The organism is Acidimicrobiia bacterium (assembly GCA_041393965.1).
Lineage (GTDB): Bacteria > Actinomycetota > Acidimicrobiia > Spongiisociales > UBA5794 > UBA5794.
On sequence record JAWKJB010000001.1, the window covers coordinates 668272 to 682897 of the forward strand.

Below are 14626 nucleotides of genomic sequence, written 5' to 3' on the forward strand. Positions count from 1 at the left end.
TCAGTCCTCGTGTGGCGGGGGCTGTGGTGTGGTCGACGAGCGTCCGAGGAGTCGGAACAGCCCGTAGCCGACACCGAGTGTGACAGCGATCCCGATCGCGGCGGCGACGGCACGCGACGCCCCGTCGCCGCCGTAGTCCGCGAGCGGGGTGTCGGCGAGGGAATGATCCTGTGCCTGATCCGCGAAGCCCTCCTGCTCTGCGATGTATTCGAGCCCGTCCGGTTTCGAGGACGCGAACTGGCTGAGGACGACCCCGGTGAGCAGGATCACCGCGAGGGCGCCGATCGCGATGGTCGTATTGCGCCTCATGCGACGAGATCCTCGGTGCGGTGCCCCGTGTAGGTGGGAGCGCCATGGACGAGGTCTGGCCGGGAGCGTATCACCGCCGCGACGACGCCTGCGGTGATGATTCCCTCCCCGATTCCGATGAGCACATGGGCGCCGATCATCGACCACAGGACGGATGCAAGCGACACCGACTCGGTCGTCCCAGCGAGCGCGAACTCGATGGCGAAGCCTGAAGCGGCGAGGGGCACCGAAATCGCGGCAGCGACGCCCGAGACGATCACGACGGCGCGGGTCGATCGGCTGGTCAGTCCGAGGCCGAGTCGGTAGATCCAGTATCCGCCGACGGTGGCGACCCCCGCGAGGTTGATGATGTTGAGCCCGAGAGCGGACAATCCACCGTCCGCAAACACCAGCCCCTGCACGATGAGCACGATGGAAAGCACGAGGTAGCCGGCTGCGGGACCGACGAGCACGGCCGCGAGCACGCCGCCGATGAGATGGCCGCTCATCCCTGGCAGAACCGGGAAGTTGACCATCTGGGCTGCAAAGACGAATGCTGCGCACAACGCAGCGAGAGGAACGAGCCGGTCGGTGAGGTAGCGTTTGGCCTGTCGGACCGCCACCGCGAAGCCCCCGGCTGCGCCGACGCCCGCGATTGCCGAAGCGCCGGGTCCGATGAATCCGTCCGGGATGTGCATACCCTGTCCTTACTGCGAACCGTTCGCAATAAGACTAGCGCGTTTGTCCTGCACAGTTGGCACACAGGCCGGAGAGGGCGAAGTGCTCAATGTCGGGGATGAAGCCGGTTTGGCTGGTGATACCTTCGAACAGCACGGCGATGTCGTCGGCGGCGATGGCGGTTGTGGCACCACACAGAGAGCAGACGAGGTGCTGGTGGTCTGCATCATCGGCAAGGTGGTAGACCGTCGGCCCATGCCCGATATGGCCGTGGACGATCGCTCCCGCGGCTTCGAGGACCTCGAGCGTCCGGTACACGGTCGCCACATCGAGGTCGCCCCCGTCCGCCTCCAGAACTGCATCGTGGATCGCGCTCGCGGTGAGATGCTGGGCGTGGCGTTCGGCGATGACCGTGCAGACTCGCTGTCGAGGCTCGGTGATGCGAAGACCCTCGGCCCTCAGGACTGCGATCAGATCCTCGGCCGTGATGTGCACCCGCGCCCTCCGGTCGTCACCGCGTCATCCCCATGTGCTCGCCTTGTCGATGGTGATCTCGTAGTTGACGCGTACCTCGCCCGGTGCCCCCTCGTATTCGGGCTTCCCGAGGTACTTCTCGCTGAGCCGGTTGATGAGCCACTTCCCGTCGGTTGCCGTCTTGGTGACGCGGCCTTGCATCGTGATGTTCGTGTACGGCTTGGATGGCGGGGTGAGGGATAGCGCAACCCTCGGATCGTGCGCGATGTTGCGCGGCTTCACGCGGCCCGTCGCAGACGACACGAGCACCTTGTCGCCGTCGTGGTCGACCCACACCACCGAGACATGAGGTGAGCCGTCCGGGTTGAGGGTCGCGAGGTGCAGGTAGACCCGTTCGTCGAGCACCGCCTTGATGTTGTCTGGCAGCTCCATCGTCGTCACACTCCTTCGTTGTTCGTTGTGCTTCGCTCGGGATCGTATCGGGCCCACCGGCGTGATTTCCCCAACTTCGGCTGTCACTCGCCGAGTGGCACCTAAGGTCGAGTCCATGGATGGAGCGACGCCCGGATGCCGAAGGATGGGCCGGTCGATCGGCGGATGTTGATGGTGGATCGTCTCATCCCATGATCGATGTCGAAGCGTTACGGGCAGACACGCCGGGCGTCGACCGTGTTGTCCACCTCAACAACGCTGGCGCCGCGTTGATGCCGACCCCGGTGATCGAAGCGATGCGGAACCACCTCGACGCCGAGACCCTGCTTGGGGGTTACGAGGCGATCGAAGGCGCCCGTGAGATCAGCCACGGCATCTACCCATCCCTGGCAGCCCTCGTCGGAAGCGACCCATCAGAGATCGCCCTTTCGGACTCCGCAACCCAGGCCTGGCACCGTGTCGTGTACTCCCTCCGACATCGCGTCGGCGACCGGATCCTGACAACGACCACCGAGTACGGATCGAATTGGGCCGCCTTCCTCCAGCTCGGAGAGCGCTTCGGCGTCGAGACGGTGGTGGTCGGTGATGCTCCCTCCGGAGAGATCGATCTCGAGCAGCTTGCCGCATCGATCGACGACCGAACGACCCTCATCGCCCTCAACCACATGCCGACCAACGGCGGTGTCGTCAACCCTGCTGGTCGGGTCGGCGAGATCGCGAGGGCCGCAGGCGTCCCGTATCTCCTCGACGCGTGCCAGACGGTGGGTCAGATGCCGCTCGATGTCGACGACATCGGATGCGACTTTCTCACCGGCACCTCGCGCAAGTTCCTCCGCGGCCCGCGGGGGATCGGTTTCGGGTATGTCAGGTCGTCGTCGATGGGCCTGCTCGACCCTTTTGTCGTCGACAACCACGCGGCCCGTGTCACCGATCGCACCATCGAGTTCCGCAACGACGCGAGGCGCTTCGAGACATGGGAGAAGAGCTGGATCAATGTGGCCGGCCTGAGAGCTGCCACCGAGTATGCGCTCGCCGTGGGAATCGACGCGATCTGGGAACGCGCAAGGAACCTCGCAGCCATCCTGCGCAGGGAGCTCGGGGTGATGGACGGCGTCGAAGTGCTCGATCGCGGTTCGGTCATGGGCGCGATCGTCACGCTCCGTGTCGAATGCCGCCCTTCGATCGAGGTGCGCGAGCTTCTGCGCGAACGCAGCATCAATGTGTCGCATGCAACCGTGAATTCGGCGCCCGTCGACATGCGATCCCGGGGCATCGATGATCTCGTGAGAGTGTCCCCGCACGCCTACACATCCGACGACGAACTGGACGCCTTCCTCAGCGCCATGGATGTGATCGTCGGGTGACCGCGGTCACTCGGTCGTGAGCGGTTCCCCAGCACGAAACGCAGCGATGACGCCCTCCGTTGCGGCAACCGGCACGACATAGGACCGCCCGTCCGATCCCCGTTCGTACTTGACCGGGAGGGTTGCCGCGTCGATATTCCGCGAGTCCATCGTGAGGGCCTTGCGGCCGAGATCCGCCATCAGCCCGAGCGTCAACCCCTCGTCTGCGGTGATCTGATCGGCGAAGGTCGGAAGGAAACTGGGGAGGTTGAAAGCACTCGACGGTGACGTGACTTGGGAGAACAACGCAATGAGGATCTGCTGCTGGCGGCCGGTCCGCGAAAGGTCACCTCCGCCGGTCGACTCCCATGAGCCGTTGCGATTTTCCTCGTAGTGCCGGGATCGCGCGTACGCGACCGCCTGTTCGCCATCGAGGGTGTGGCGTCCGGCGTCTGTTTCGAATCCGGACTTCCCGTCGCGTCCCGGATAGGTGAAATCCAAGGTGACCCCTCCGAGAGAATCGACGACGGCGCCGACCCCCGCGAAATCGATCTCGACATAGTGGTGGACCGGGATCCCGATTTCGGATTGGATGGTCTGCACCAGCAGATCGGGCCCGCCGACGACATAGGCGGCATTGATGCGGTTCACGCCATGGCCGGGGATGTTTGCCCTCCAGTCTCTCGGGATGCTCAGCATCTGGATACCGGCATCGGTGATATGGGCCACCATCAACACATCGGTGCGCCGCCCGGAGAAGTCGCCGAAGTTGTCCTCCCAGTCAGCCGGGAGCGTCGACCGGTCATCGACCCCGACGATCAGGAAGTTGATGGTGTCACCGTCTGCCACCGAGACCTGATCGAGGGAGGTCAGCTCACTTGCCGAGATCCGGTCGATCTTGCTCTCGGTGTATCGCAGGAATCCGTATCCGCCGAAGACGCCGACCACCAACAAGATGAGCAGCGTCATGACGATCTTCTGCGGCACGCTCCATCCGCGTTTGCGCTTTCGGCGCTTCGGAGGTTCGGGCGTGACGGGGATCTCGGGAAAGGTCTCGGTGGTCCTCGGCATCGGAGAGGAAGACTAGAAGTGGCGGTCCGGTACAGAACTAAACTGGCCCGATGCCAAACAAGATTCACTCCCAGGATGTCACGATCGGGCCGGCACGAGCCGGGGCGAGAGCCATGCTTCGGGCCGTGGGGCTCGGTGAGGGCGATTTCGCGAAGCCTCAGGTCGGTGTGGTATCGGCAGGCAATGAGGTCACACCATGCAATGTGACCGGTCCGAAACTCGCAGGCTTCGCCAAGATCGGTGTCCGCGAAGCCGGAGCGGTCGGCCTGGAATTCGCCACGATCGCCGTGTCGGATGGCATCGCGATGGGCCACGAGGGCATGCGCGCCTCGCTCGTGTCGCGTGAGGTCATCGCCGACAGCGTCGAGCTGATGATGCACGGCGAACGGTTCGACGCGATGGTTTCGATTGCAGGATGCGACAAGTCGCTTCCCGGCATGCTGATGGCCGCGGCGAGGCACAACCTGCCATCGGTGTTCCTCTATGGGGGGTCGTCGCTTCCGGGTACCGTCGATGGCAAGGACATCTCGATTGTCGATGTCTTCGAAGGCATCGGTGCCCACTCCCAGGGGACGATCAGCGACGAGCGGCTGCTGACGATCGAACAGAATGCATGCCCGGGCGCCGGATCCTGTGCGGGCATGTTCACGGCGAACACGATGGCCTCCGTCGGTGAGGCGATCGGCATGTCCCTTCCGGGGTCAGCATCGGTTCCTGCGGTGGACGCGCGGCTCGACGACTACGCACGACGATCGGGCGAAGCGGTCGTTGCCCTGCTCGAGAGGGACATCCGGCCCCGCGACATCATGACGAGAGCGGCCTTCGAGAACGCCATCACCGTCGTCATGGCACTCGGGGGATCGACAAACGCCGTGTTGCACCTCATGGCGATGGCACATGAGGCGAGGGTCGACCTGAGCCTCGAGGACTTCGATGCGATCTCTCGCGCGACACCCCACATCGGCGACATGAAGCCGTTCGGGAAGTACCACATGGTCGACCTCGACCGAATCGGCGGGGTTCCCGTAGTGCTCAGGGCGCTGCGCGACGCGGGGCTGCTCAACGGAGATGTGATGACGGTGACGGGCAGGACGATGGCCGAGAACCTCGCGGATGTCACGATCCCGGACGACCAGGATGTCCTGTATCCCGTCGAGAAGCCACTCGCGAGCGAGGGAGGCATCGCAATCCTGCGTGGTTCGCTCGCTCCCGAGGGTGCGGTCGTCAAGATCGCCGGTGTCGATGTCGATGTGTTCGAGGGGACGGCTCGGGTGTTCAACGATGAGCAGCACGCCCTCGAGGCCATGTGGGCCCATGACCTCCATGCCGGGGATGTCGTCGTGATCCGTTACGAGGGACCAAAGGGCGGGCCGGGCATGCGTGAGATGCTCGCGATCACCGCCGCGATCAAAGGGGCAGGTCTCGGCAAGGATGTGCTGCTGATCACCGACGGTCGATTCTCTGGCGGAACGACCGGCCTGTGTGTCGGCCATGTCGCACCCGAGGCGGCCCACGGTGGTCCGATCGGGCTCGTTGCCGAAGGCGACCGAGTCCGAATCGATATCCCCAATCGTCGCCTCGATCTGCTGATCGGCGACGACGAGATGGCCCGACGCCGCAGCGAGTGGGTCCCGAACGACCCGAGATACACCACCGGAGCCCTCGCACGGTACGCAAAGCTGGTGGGTTCGGCAGAGTCGGGCGCCGTCCTGTCCTAGGATACGGTCATGCATCTGACCGTTGAATACTGCGCTGCTTGAGGCTACACGGACCGTGCCGTGCGCATGGTGGAAGCACTCCTCGGCAAGTTCGAGCACTACATCGACGATGTGACCGTCATCCCATCCAGTGGCGGCGTCTTCGAAGTGACCGTCGACAACACGCGCATCTTCTCAAAAAAGGAGCTGGGTAGGCATGCCGAGATCCAGGAGGTTCTCGATGCAGCCGATGCAATCATCGGACCGGTTCCCGAACCCGTCGGGGAGCACTGACCTCGCGGACCGTCGTGGGCGCCGCCAAGCCACAGCCGATGGTTGAAGGATTCAGGTTCGCCGATCGTCGCGATGCCGGACGCATGCTCGCCGACCACATCGAGGCGCGAGGCATCGGAGGGCCAGAGACGGTGGTGCTCGGACTCCCTCGAGGCGGGGTGCCGGTGGCGGCCGAGGTGGCGAAGCGGATCGGCTCGCCGCTCGATGTGATCGTCGTGCGCAAGATCGGTGTGCCATGGCATCGGGAGCTCGCTCTCGGAGCGCTCGGCGAAGGCGGTGTGCGCATCCTCGACCATGATCTCGTGCAGCGGGTGGGCGTCACCCCGCAGCAGCTCGCCGAGGTCGAACAGCGTGAATCCGGGACCCTCGAACACCGGGTCCGCCAGCTCCGCACACGGCGAGACCGTGTCTCTCTTACGGGGCGGACCGCACTCATCATCGACGACGGGATTGCCACCGGCTCCACCGTGCGAGCCGCGTGCAAGGTGGCGAGGGAGCTCGGAGCAGCCCGGGTCGTCGTTGCCGCCCCGGTGGCGCCGCGTGACACCGCAGCTGACCTCGGGGATGTTGCGGATGAGGTGATCTGCCTGATGTCACCGCGGGTCTTCCACGGGGTCGGGGCGTTCTACGACGACTTCACCCAGGTCGACGACCGCAAGGTGCTCGAACTTCTCGGGGAGGATTGAGCGGCCGCGCCCAAGGTTGCACCCTTGGGCTCACTCGACCCACACAGGCAGGCTGCGGTCGACCTCGAGCCGTTCGCCGTCGATCCATGTGTCGAGCACCGTCGCCTTCCGGATCTCAGGTGCTGTTGCGGTTCGCAGGTCGATGTCGATGACGGCGATGTCGGCGGGCGAACCAACCGCGAGGGGGACCGGTTCGCGCAACGCGACGGCCCCTCCATCCGTGAACATCGCGAGGGCCTCGAGGCCCGAAATCGCCTCGTCGGGAGCGATCCCGTGTCGATCCATCGCTGCTGCGATGCCCCAAAGGGGATGAGGAGGCTCGACGATGCTGTCGGAGGATCCCGCGAGGATGATGCCGGCGCGTGCCATGGACCGGAACGGGTACGCCCACTCCAGCCGACTCGTACCGAGTCGCTTGCCGAGCCACCCATGTTCCGAGGCAAGGAAGGACGGTTGCACCACCGCGATCGTCCCGGTCCTTGCGAAGCGCGAGACGAGGTGGGGCGAAGCGATCGACACATGCTCCATCCGGAGGTCAGACGGCTTCGCGCCGTTTGCGATCAACTCCTCGAATGCGTCGAGCACGCCGCCGATCGCCCGGTCACCGATGGCATGGATCGCCACCATGCCGCCCTGGGCAAGGCTGTGACGCGCAAGGTCGATGTCCAGATCCGTGAGCCGGTAGGTTCCGACCGATGGCGTGTCGTCGTATTCGGTCTCCATCGCCGCCGTGTGTCCGCCGAGACTTCCATCAGCGAAGCATTTGACGCCGAGCCATCGCAACCGAGGCGCGCCGCCCGACAGGACCCGGGCTGAGAGGTCGAGATCCTCCGCCGAGCCTGCGATCGAGATGGCGTGAACCTTCAGCGGAAGGTTCCCGGCGATACCCCGGAGGAGTTCTGCTTCGGCGGCGAGCTTGTGGTGGGGACGCTCCCCGTAGCCGATCATCGCGCCGATCGAGGTGATGCCGAGCCCGCCCAGACGGGCAAGGCCGTCGAGGAGGCCGGGCGATGCCAGCGAGGTTCCACGGGCGAGGGCATCGGCGATGAGTCCGGTTGCGGTCTCACGAAGGACACCGGTCGGCTGGCCGTCCGTCCCGCGATCGATGACGCCTCCCGGTGGATCGGGTGTCATCTCGGTGATACCCGACGCTTGGAGGGCCGTCGAGTTTGCCACGGCGATGTGGCCGCAGTAGCGGTAGATGACGGCAGGGCGATTCGGAACCGCACGGTCGAGATCCTCCCGAGTCGGGAGGCGTACTTCGGCAAGGGACTCGTCGTTGAGGCGTGACGCCACAACGGGCGCGGTCGGCGGCAGCGTGTTCGCAAATGCGGCAAGCCGGTTCAGCAGGTCATCGATCGACGATGCTGCGTGGAGGGAGCATCCGGTGAGGAGCCCTGCATACGGGATGGCGTGAATGTGTGCGTCACGGAAGCCGGGGACGATGAAGCCACCCGGATAGCGGATCATCCGATCTGGGTGTGAGGCGAGTTCTTCCGCTGCGCCCACTCCGGCAACAACCCCATCCCTGATCATGATCGCGTTGCCGACACGGCCCCGGCCCGTGAGGACCGCCTCGCCTGCGAGCACCGTGCTCATCGGGATGCGAGATGTGGCGGGAGGTGTTCTTCGATGATGCTTCGAACGGCATCGTGGAGGTAGCCGTTCGAAGCCACCACCAGCGGCTTCGAGGGCGTCGAGTCCACACCGCCGGGATCCGTCACCATGCCACCGGCTTCGCGTACGAGCACCATGCCGGCTGCACCGTCCCACGGTGCGATCCCGAGTTCCCAGTATGCGTCGAAGCGGCCCGCTGCCACCCATGCGAGGTCGAGCGCCGCGGAGCCGAATCGTCGTAGCCCGTTGATGTGCCTGAGCATCTCTCGGACCGGCACCGACAGGGCATCGGCATGGATGTCGTGATCGTACGGAAAACCGGTTGCGACGACCGCACGCGACAGCTCGCGGGTGCTCGATACCCGCATCGGATCTTCGTTGAGGTGCGCTCCGCGACCGGAGCTCGCCGTGAAGAGCTCGCGACGGAGCGGATCGCACACCACGCCGACCAACCCGGTTTCACCGTCGTAGAGGCCCACCGACACGGAGACTTGGGGAATCGAGTGGACGAAGTTGACGGTCCCGTCGAGGGGATCCACGATCCAGTGTCGACCCTCAACGAGTGTCCCGCCACCCTCTTCTGCGAGGACAGCGTCGTGCGGGCGGTGCCGGCGGAGGACCGCGATGATGGCGGTCTCGGCGTCACGGTCGACTTCCGTGACAGGATCGAACCGACCCTTGTATCTCGCTGCCGGTGGTGCGCCGAAGTGCCTTGCGATGACATCGGCTCCCGCCCAAGCGGCTTCGACGGCGACAGCGAGATCATCCACGCGGTCGATGCTATCGGTATCGGGTCAGGAACCTTCCGTAGCGGCCGTGTCACCTATCCTGCACGCCCATGGTGCCGATCGCACTCGTTGCCGCGAGCTCGCTGATGATGTGGGCGGCGTTCCCCCCAATCGGCCTCGCTCCGTTGGCGTTCGTCGCACCCGTTCCGATGTTCCTTGCCCTCAGACGCGTCGAGCGGGCGTCGACGGCGATCATGCTCGGCTGGATGTGGGGTGCGGCTTTCTTCGGTCTGCTCCTCACCTGGCTGATCGCGTTGGGTTTCGTGGCGTGGATTCCCCTCACGATCGTCATGGGGGCCTTCACCGCCGTGTATGCCCTGCTCCTGTGGGCATTTCGCCTGTGGAGTCCGTGGCGGTGGTGGCTGATCGCAACAGGGGGCTGGACCCTGCTCGAATTCGTGAGGGGACGGTTTCCCTTCGGCGGCTTTCCCTGGGGCGACATCGGCTATCCGGCAGCAGGTCTGCCGGGGGCGGTCGGATCGGTGCAGTGGATCGGCCCGTCCGGATGGACGGTGCTTGTCGTCGCGTTCGCGGCTGGCGCCACCCTCGTGATCGAGAACCACGAGGAGTGGCGGATGGCGATCGATTCGGCGGTCGTGGTGATGCTGATGGCGGTCGCCGGCAGCCTGTTCGCACCCGCCCCATCGGCACAGGTGTGGAGAGCGGCGATCGTGCAGGGCGGAAGCCCGTGTCCGCAAACCCACTGCCAGAACGAGAACAAACGGATCTATGAGTCACATCTCGAGCTCACCCGGTCCATTCCGGTTGAGACCGTGGAGTTCGTCATCTGGCCCGAGAATTCCACGGGAACGCCGTACGAACCCGATGAGAACGAGACCGTTCGGACCGAGATCGTCGAACAGGCCCGAAGGCTCGACGCGTACATGCTGATCTCCGGAACCCGGACCGTATCGGACACCGAATTCGTCAATTTCAACATCATGTACTCACCCGACGGCGTCAAGCTCGGGGAGTACCAGAAGCAGCACCCCGTCCCGTTCGGCGAGTTCGTGCCCTTGCGCGGCCTTCTCGGGTTCGTTCCTCAGCTCGATCAGGTCCCTCGTGACATGATTTCGGGTACCGAACCGGTGGTGTTCCCCACTGATCAAGGGATCGTCGGGTCGGTCATCTCGTTCGAGGGTGCCTTCGCGCGCTCGATGCGCGAGATAGCAAGAGCGGGCGCCGAGACGATGGTGATCGCGACGAACGAGTCGAGCTACGGCCGGTCCTCGGCGACGGATCAGTTGATCGCGCTCGCTCGCGTGAACGCCGCCGCGATCGGCCTCGACACGGGGCTTGCGGCGATCACCGGAAAGTCGACTTTCATCACCGGTGACGGCGGTGTCGGGCCGACAACCGACCAGCTCGAGGAGGTTGTGCATTACGGATCGTTGCAGTTCCGGGTCGGGCCGCAGACGATCTGGGTGCGTTTTGGTGACTGGCTTGCCGTGTTGGCGATGGCGGCAGGGGTCGGCGTGGTGGCGCTGCCGGGGGAGCGTGGTGTCACGCCGATTGCGGGTTCGCGCGGGAAATCCTGATCTGGTCTTGCACGATTCGGTTCTGTGACATACAATCGGGCGACCGAAGATTCACCGGTGGTGCCGCCGCGTGTCCGCAGGCGCGCCACGGTTCATGTCAGCAACAAGAAGAAAGGCACCCAGACCAACCATGTCTGACATCCTGAAAGCATCGCGGCCCAAGGGCCGTTCCCGTCGTCCGAAAACCTACGACGAGGACCGCACCTGTGCGGTGTCTGGCTGCACCACGCAACTGTCCCGATACAACCGTGCGGAGTTCTGCCACACCCACCGCCCGGTGCGCTACCCGCGCCTGCGAGGAGTCCTCACCTCAGAGGAGTGAAAGCCGCAGTTGACCGCCAACGGTCAACCGTTCTTCTCGTAGGTCCTGATCGCGTCTGCGAGGATGTCGATGCCCCGGTCGAGATCCTCCGGCGAGACATTGAGCGGCGGAATGAACCGGATGACATTCGCTCCGGGACCGCAGTTGAGGATGAACAGGCCGGCATCCCGTGCGTGGGCAGCGATCGCCGTGAAGGCTTCAGCGTTCGGTGAACCGTCAGCCGTGACGAGTTCGATCCCGATCATGAGGCCGAGACCACGGACATCACCGATGGTTTGGTGCGTTTCGCGCAGCTCGTTCCATCGGTCGAATGCATGTGCGGAGGCCTCACCGACGGTTGGGACGACCTCCATGAGTCCCTCGACGGTGGCGGCAGCTGCCGCGCACGAGACGGGGTTTCCACCGAAGGTCGTTCCGTGCGATCCCGGTGGCCACTGATCGAGGATGTCGGCCGATGCCCCAACGGCGGACAGCGGAAGTCCGTTTGCGATCGCCTTGCCCATCACCAGGACATCAGGCTTGATGTCGTACACCTGAGAGGTGAACCAGTCCCCGGTGCGGCCGAATCCGGTTTGGACCTCGTCGAAGACCAGCAGGATCCCGTGCTCGTCTGCGATCGTACGCAGCGCGCCGAGGAAGGCACGGCCGCCCGGGTAGTAGCCACCCTCGCCCTGCATCGGCTCGACAAGGAACGCGGCGACTTCGCCCGGTGTCACTTCGTGGCGGAACTTGAATTCGAGCTCGCGCAGCGCGTAGGCGTCAGCTTCCTCCTGTGACATGCGCCATGCGTACGGGTGGGGATACGGCGTGACGAATGTCGACGGAAGCAGCGGGTGGTAGCCCTGCCGATACTTGGCTTTCGAGGTGGTGTAGGTGACCGAACCGATCGTCCTTCCGTGGAAGCCGCCCCGGAAGGTGATGATCCCTTGCCGGCCGGTGACCCTACGAGCGAGCTTCATCGAGGCTTCGACGGCCTCGGCGCCCGAGTTCATGAAGAAGAGCTTGTCGATCCCATCGGGAGCGATGCCGACGATTGCTTCGGCCGCCGTCACGATCGGTTCGTACAAGAACGCGCCCCCCGCATGCCAGAGCTTGTGAAGCTGGGCTTGGGCGGCGCCAACGACGGCGTCGGGTCGATGGCCGAGGTTGGTCACGGCGATCCCGCATGCGAAATCGAGGTACTGCTTGCCATCGGCGCCCGTCACCCAACTGCCCTTCCCATCGACGATCTCGATATCCGAGTCGAGGGTGATCACTGGTGCGATGATGTCGTGGAATCGTTTCTGAAGGCTGGTCATGGCTGCTCCTTGGAACGCGAGGTGGATGTCTTGCGGAACTGTCGACCGCTACGGAGCTGCGAAGAGATGACGCCGATCGGTGCGTGGTGCGGTTGCCATGCCGAGATACTAGCGCTCAACCGTGCCCCATCCCACGGCGTTCGTCACGCTCGGGCCGACCCGGGCAGCGGTTTGTGCCGTGTGTTCCGCGACGGGTCAAGTCCCGGTGAACTCCGGTGGGCGTTTCTCGTGGAAGGCGGTGATGGCTTCGATGAGGTCGTTGGAGGTGATGAAGGCCGCGTTCCAGAGGGCGACATAGTCGAGGCCCTCCTTGACGGTCCGGCCGTGCCCTGCCCTCAGGACCGCCTTTGAACCTTGCACCGCGAGTGGGGAGTTCGCTGCGATGGCCCGTGCAACATCGCATGCCAGCTGGTGGACCTCACTGGCATCGCCTGCGATGCGACTGATGAGCCCCATCTCGAATGCCTCGTCGGCACCGAAATCCTCTCCGGTGTACACGATCTCGGCAACCCGGCCCGGGTTGATGATCTCGGGGAGGCGTTGGAGCGTTCCGACATCTGCGACCATCGCCATCTTGGTCTCGCGTACCGAGAACACGGTGTCGTCCGCCGCGAATCGGATGTCGCAGGCGGTGATGAGGTCGACCCCCGCACCGATGCAGTAGCCGTGGATCGCTGCGATGACCGGCTTCGGGCAGTCGGCAACCGAGGTGATGGCTCGTTGCAGGTGCTTGACCGATGCGTACAGCGCCCGTTTGGCATCGACATCGGACCGGGGCGCTGCAGAGCCTTCCGCGAGTCCGGCACCTCCGATGAGTGACCCACCGAACACCTTGAGGTCGATGCCGACGGTGAACGCCTCGCCTCGCGCGGCGATCACGACAGCTCTGATCTCCGGATCGTCCCCGAGCTGTCCGATGATCGTGGGAAGGTCCTCCCAGAACTCCAGGGCGAACGCGTTGCGTGCTTCGGGACGGTCGAGCCACACGGTCGCCACGGAACCTTCGATCTCGACGGTCAGCACATCTGAGTGGTGGTAGGTCGTCATGGTGGCCAAGCGTAGTTCCGGTTCGGGAACCGGAACGGGAGGCGTGGGCGTCGTACAACCGGAACCGCTGCGCGAGCGATTGAGGAGGCGGACATGGACACCACGAGAATCATGCGACGGCCCGGATGGTGGAAGGTGACGCCCCTGGTCCTCGTCGCGTCGATGATCATTGCGGCCTGCTCGTCGAGCAACGATTCGGCATCCGAGATACCCGCCGGGGAGTACCTTGCCGATCTTGATGGCCGAACGGGTGAGCCTGCGCTCGACGCAGGGACAATGGCCGTGCCCGACATCGGTCTTGAGACGACGAGTGCTTTCGCCGCACGGTACGACTCCACCGGCGAAAGCACCATGTTTGACGCAAAGGTGATTCGCGACGGCCGCGTCGACATCCGAATCCCGGAAGGGTCCTTCGATGTCCGGGGGTCGGACCTGCGGGCGCTCGCTTCCGAGCTCGGCGGCTATGTCTCGTCTGGCGAGAGCCATCTCGAGGAACTCGAGGAGAACCGGTATGCCGTTGGCTGGTTCACCCTGAGGATCCCATCCGAGCGTTTCGAAGCTGCCGTCGCGAGAGTCGAAGGTCTCGGGGAGCGGATCTCGTCGTCGCTGTCGAGCCAGGATGTCTCGGACCAGTATGTCGATCTCGAGGGTCGGCTGCGCTACTGGCGCCAGCAGGAGGTCTTCTACACGGGTCTCCTGTCGGAAGCTCAAGACATCGACGATCTCGTCGCCATCCAGGTCCAGATGCAGGATGTGCTGCTCAACATCGAACAGATCGAAGGGCAGCTCCAGTACCTCGACGGTCGCACTTCATTCGCAAGCCTTACCGTGGGACTCACCGAAGTGCCCGACGAGGTTGCGCCGCCGGTCGTCACCGAGCCCGGAACGATCGCCAAGGCCTTCGAGCAGGCAGGTGAGGTGCTGCTTGCAACCGTGGCCTTCCTGATCGTCGCCGCTGCCGTGGTGATTCCGGTTGCGATGCTCGCGCTGCTCGTCTGGTTGATCTTCCGCCTGTTCAACCCTCGCCGCAAGGAACGCCCCGCCGAAGGCTGA

The 14626-nt window shown here is 64.6% G+C and carries 14 protein-coding genes and 1 pseudogene; 6 read left to right on the forward strand and 9 right to left on the reverse strand.

The window, feature by feature from the left end:
- The 4 genes from R2823_03590 to R2823_03605 are packed head-to-tail and all read right to left on the reverse strand — an operon-like array spanning nt 1 to nt 1872.
- Nucleotides 1-309, reverse strand: a complete 309-nt coding sequence (locus tag R2823_03590; protein MEZ5175269.1) for a PDGLE domain-containing protein — start codon at nt 307-309, stop codon at nt 1-3.
- On the reverse strand, nt 306-986 hold the full coding sequence (locus R2823_03595; protein MEZ5175270.1) for an energy-coupling factor ABC transporter permease: 681 nt from the start codon (nt 984-986) through the stop codon (nt 306-308). Before R2823_03595 ends, R2823_03590 begins: the two co-directional genes overlap by 4 nt.
- A 34-nt stretch (nt 987-1020) precedes the next feature.
- The gene (locus tag R2823_03600) at nt 1021-1461 is read right to left on the reverse strand and encodes a Fur family transcriptional regulator (protein MEZ5175271.1); all 441 of its coding nucleotides are present in this window, start codon (nt 1459-1461) and stop codon (nt 1021-1023) included.
- A 24-nt stretch (nt 1462-1485) separates the two neighbouring features.
- Nucleotides 1486-1872 (reverse strand): PPOX class F420-dependent oxidoreductase, encoded by a 387-nt coding sequence (locus R2823_03605; protein ID MEZ5175272.1) that lies wholly within the window; start codon nt 1870-1872, stop codon nt 1486-1488.
- Nucleotides 1873-2063: 191 nt separating this feature from the next.
- On the opposite strand from R2823_03605, the gene R2823_03610 reads away from it, so the two are divergent.
- Nucleotides 2064-3236 carry an aminotransferase class V-fold PLP-dependent enzyme gene (locus tag R2823_03610; protein MEZ5175273.1) on the forward strand — a complete coding sequence of 391 codons (1173 nt, stop codon included), beginning with the start codon at nt 2064-2066 and terminating at the stop codon, nt 3234-3236.
- Between the two features lie 6 nt (nt 3237-3242).
- Here the strand turns inward: R2823_03610 and R2823_03615 are convergent, their stop codons facing one another.
- Nucleotides 3243-4286 (reverse strand): LCP family protein, encoded by a 1044-nt coding sequence (locus R2823_03615; protein ID MEZ5175274.1) that lies wholly within the window; start codon nt 4284-4286, stop codon nt 3243-3245.
- Nucleotides 4287-4336: 50 nt separating this feature from the next.
- Here R2823_03615 and ilvD point away from each other — a divergent pair, with 50 nt between their 5' ends.
- From ilvD to R2823_03630, 3 genes and pseudogenes are all read left to right on the forward strand, one after another.
- Entirely contained in the window at nt 4337-6004 is a 1668-nt protein-coding gene (gene ilvD, locus R2823_03620) for a dihydroxy-acid dehydratase (GenBank protein ID MEZ5175275.1), read from the forward strand.
- 54 nt (nt 6005-6058) lie between these two features.
- A pseudogene (locus R2823_03625) lies at nt 6059-6277 on the forward strand (Rdx family protein).
- Between the two features lie 38 nt (nt 6278-6315).
- Nucleotides 6316-6963: a phosphoribosyltransferase family protein gene (locus R2823_03630; protein MEZ5175276.1), complete on the forward strand. Its 648-nt coding sequence runs from the start codon at nt 6316-6318 to the stop codon at nt 6961-6963.
- 30 nt (nt 6964-6993) lie between these two features.
- Here the strand turns inward: R2823_03630 and R2823_03635 are convergent, their stop codons facing one another.
- Both R2823_03635 and R2823_03640 read right to left on the reverse strand, forming a co-directional pair.
- Nucleotides 6994-8562: an amidohydrolase gene (locus R2823_03635; protein MEZ5175277.1), complete on the reverse strand. Its 1569-nt coding sequence runs from the start codon at nt 8560-8562 to the stop codon at nt 6994-6996.
- On the reverse strand, nt 8559-9350 hold the full coding sequence (locus R2823_03640; protein ID MEZ5175278.1) for an inositol monophosphatase family protein: 792 nt from the start codon (nt 9348-9350) through the stop codon (nt 8559-8561). Before R2823_03640 ends, R2823_03635 begins: the two co-directional genes overlap by 4 nt.
- 68 nt (nt 9351-9418) lie before the next feature.
- On the opposite strand from R2823_03640, the gene lnt reads away from it, so the two are divergent.
- Nucleotides 9419-10906: an apolipoprotein N-acyltransferase gene (gene lnt, locus R2823_03645; GenBank protein MEZ5175279.1), complete on the forward strand. Its 1488-nt coding sequence runs from the start codon at nt 9419-9421 to the stop codon at nt 10904-10906.
- A gap of 345 nt (nt 10907-11251) precedes the next feature.
- On the opposite strand, the gene R2823_03650 is transcribed toward lnt, so the two are convergent.
- Together R2823_03650 and R2823_03655 are read right to left on the reverse strand one after the other, a co-directional pair.
- Nucleotides 11252-12526, reverse strand: a complete 1275-nt coding sequence (locus R2823_03650; protein ID MEZ5175280.1) for an aminotransferase class III-fold pyridoxal phosphate-dependent enzyme — start codon at nt 12524-12526, stop codon at nt 11252-11254.
- Nucleotides 12527-12721: 195 nt separating this feature from the next.
- A complete protein-coding gene (locus R2823_03655) occupies nt 12722-13573 on the reverse strand; it encodes a crotonase/enoyl-CoA hydratase family protein (GenBank protein ID MEZ5175281.1) in 852 nt (283 codons plus the stop codon).
- Between the two features lie 93 nt (nt 13574-13666).
- Here R2823_03655 and R2823_03660 point away from each other — a divergent pair, with 93 nt between their 5' ends.
- Nucleotides 13667-14626 (forward strand): DUF4349 domain-containing protein, encoded by a 960-nt coding sequence (locus tag R2823_03660; protein MEZ5175282.1) that lies wholly within the window; start codon nt 13667-13669, stop codon nt 14624-14626.

Coding starts and splice junctions, on each gene's coding strand:
- R2823_03590 (MEZ5175269.1), bottom strand. CDS start 309: ATGAGGCGCAATACGACCATCGCGATCGGCGCCCTCGCGGTGATCCTG.
- R2823_03595 (MEZ5175270.1), bottom strand. CDS start 986: ATGCACATCCCGGACGGATTCATCGGACCCGGCGCTTCGGCAATCGCG.
- R2823_03605 (MEZ5175272.1), bottom strand. CDS start 1,872: ATGGAGCTGCCAGACAACATCAAGGCGGTGCTCGACGAACGGGTCTAC.
- R2823_03610 (MEZ5175273.1), top strand. CDS start 2,064: ATGATCGATGTCGAAGCGTTACGGGCAGACACGCCGGGCGTCGACCGT.
- R2823_03615 (MEZ5175274.1), bottom strand. CDS start 4,286: ATGCCGAGGACCACCGAGACCTTTCCCGAGATCCCCGTCACGCCCGAA.
- ilvD (MEZ5175275.1), top strand. CDS start 4,337: ATGCCAAACAAGATTCACTCCCAGGATGTCACGATCGGGCCGGCACGA.
- R2823_03630 (MEZ5175276.1), top strand. CDS start 6,316: ATGGTTGAAGGATTCAGGTTCGCCGATCGTCGCGATGCCGGACGCATG.
- R2823_03635 (MEZ5175277.1), bottom strand. CDS start 8,562: ATGAGCACGGTGCTCGCAGGCGAGGCGGTCCTCACGGGCCGGGGCCGT.
- lnt (MEZ5175279.1), top strand. CDS start 9,419: ATGGTGCCGATCGCACTCGTTGCCGCGAGCTCGCTGATGATGTGGGCG.
- R2823_03650 (MEZ5175280.1), bottom strand. CDS start 12,526: ATGACCAGCCTTCAGAAACGATTCCACGACATCATCGCACCAGTGATC.
- R2823_03655 (MEZ5175281.1), bottom strand. CDS start 13,573: ATGACGACCTACCACCACTCAGATGTGCTGACCGTCGAGATCGAAGGT.
- R2823_03660 (MEZ5175282.1), top strand. CDS start 13,667: ATGGACACCACGAGAATCATGCGACGGCCCGGATGGTGGAAGGTGACG.